General features: G+C 77.2%; 2 protein-coding genes. Both read left to right on the top strand.

Annotation, left to right across the window (positions count from 1 at the left end):
* On the top strand, positions 1 to 256 hold a 256-nt coding region (locus tag L1885_RS27900; RefSeq protein WP_235799926.1), incomplete at its 5' end, for a ComEA family DNA-binding protein.
* 155 nt (positions 257 to 411) lie between these two features.
* Entirely contained in the window at positions 412 to 1,677 is a 1,266-nt protein-coding gene (locus tag L1885_RS27905) for a D-alanyl-D-alanine carboxypeptidase family protein (protein WP_235799927.1), read from the top strand.
* Positions 1,678 to 1,847: the final 170 nt, after the last annotated feature.

Here is a 1,847-nt window from a genome sequence, read left to right on the forward strand (position 1 = left end):
CGCTCCGGGCGCGCCCGGCGGCCCCGGTGCACCGGCCGGAGCGCCCGCCGCGGCCACGCCTGCCGCCCCGCTCAGCCTGAACGCGGCGACACTGGAGCAACTCGACGCGCTGCCGGGCGTCGGCCCCGTGCTGGCGCAGCACATCCTCGACTTCCGCAGCCGCAACGGCGGGTTCCGCAGCGTGGACGACCTGCGGCAGGTCGACGGCATCGGCGATCGCCGTTTCGCCGACCTCGAAGGCGTGGTGCGGCCGTGACCGGGGGCAGCGCGCCCGGCGGGACACGGCCGGTACCGGGGCCGCACACGGAGCCGGCCCAGGCGGACGGCGCGCAGGAGCCGGCGCCCCGAGACCCGGGGCATCCGCCCGCCGGCTCGCAGAAGGACGATCAGGGCCCGCCCGATCTCCGTCTCGTGCCTCCGGCCCTCGCCGCATGGGCGGCCGCCGCCGCCGGGGTCGGGCTCCCGGGCACCTGGACGGCCGCCCTCGCCACCGGCCTGCTGGTCCTCCTGCCGGCCACCCCGGCCGCCGCCCGCCCCGACTCCGCGCCGAACCTCCACCGCACCGAACCCCTCCCGCCCGCACCCGCGCCCGCGTACGTCGACAGTTCGCGGCTCTACGACAGCGGCACGCAGGCCAAGCCCGCGCCGGGCACGCCCGCGCCGCCGGACGACATCTCCTCGCTGTCCTGGCTCGTGGCGGACGCCGACTCCGGCGACGTGCTCGCGGCGCACGACGCGCACCGCAAGCTGCCCCCGGCCTCGACCCTCAAGACGCTGTTCGCGGTGACCGCGATGCCGCACCTGCCGGAGCGCTCCCGGCACACGGTCACCCAAGCCGACCTCTCCGGCATCGGCGAGGGCAGCAGCCTCGTGGGGGTCGAGGAGGGCCAGGCGTACCGGGTGTCCGACCTGTGGCGCGGCGTCTTCCTCAGCTCGGGCAACGACGCCGTGCACGTGCTGGCCGCCATGAACGGCGGCTGGGACTCGACGGTCGCGCAGATGCAGCGCCGCGCGCGGCAACTGGGCGCGCGGGACACGCACGTGGTGTCGTGCGACGGGTACGACATGCCGGGGCAGGTCTCGTCGGCGTTCGACCTGGCCGTGTTCGGGCGGACGGGCCTGCAGAACCCGCAGTTCGCGTCGTACGCCTCCACCTCGGACGCGCAGTTCCCCGGGGAGAAGGGCGCGACCTTCGGCATCCAGAACACCAACCGGCTGCTCAGCGGGGCGCACGGGGTGCAGACCTACCCCGGCATGATCGGGGTGAAGAACGGCTACACGACGAAGGCCGGCAACACCCTGGTCGCGGCGGCCCGGCACGGCAACCGGACGATCCTGGCGACCCTGATGAACCCGCAGTCGGGCGAGCCGCAGGCGGTCTACGAAGAGGCGCGACGCCTGCTGGACTGGGGCTTCACCGCCGACGGGCACGCGACCCCGGTCGGCTCGCTCGCCCCCGCTCCGCAGGTCCAGGCGGCGGGCTCCGACAGCGGGAGCTCCGGCCGCGCCGAGGCGGCGGGCGCCGCCAAGACCGCGCACCACGCGGTCGCGAAGGCCTCGAACGCCGGCAGCACCGGCGCGCTCTTCCCCGTGATCCTGCTGGGTGCCGGGGCCCTGACGGGCGCGGCGCTCTTCTTCGGGCTGCGCGCGGTGCGCCGCCGGGGATCGTCGGACTGAGGCACGCCCGGCGGCCCGGACCCCGCCGGAGCGGGCCGTCGGGGAGCCGGGCCGGACACCGGGGAGGAGGGCCTGGCCCGTCGCGGTAGCCGGGGCGCCGCCGGTCCCCCGTGCGGCGCGACCGGCGGGCAGGACGTCAGGAGCCGCGCCGCCCCAGGCCGGCCCGGCCG

It is taken from the genome of Streptomyces fuscigenes (assembly GCF_021556455.1).
Taxonomy (GTDB): domain Bacteria; phylum Actinomycetota; class Actinomycetes; order Streptomycetales; family Streptomycetaceae; genus Streptomyces; species Streptomyces fuscigenes.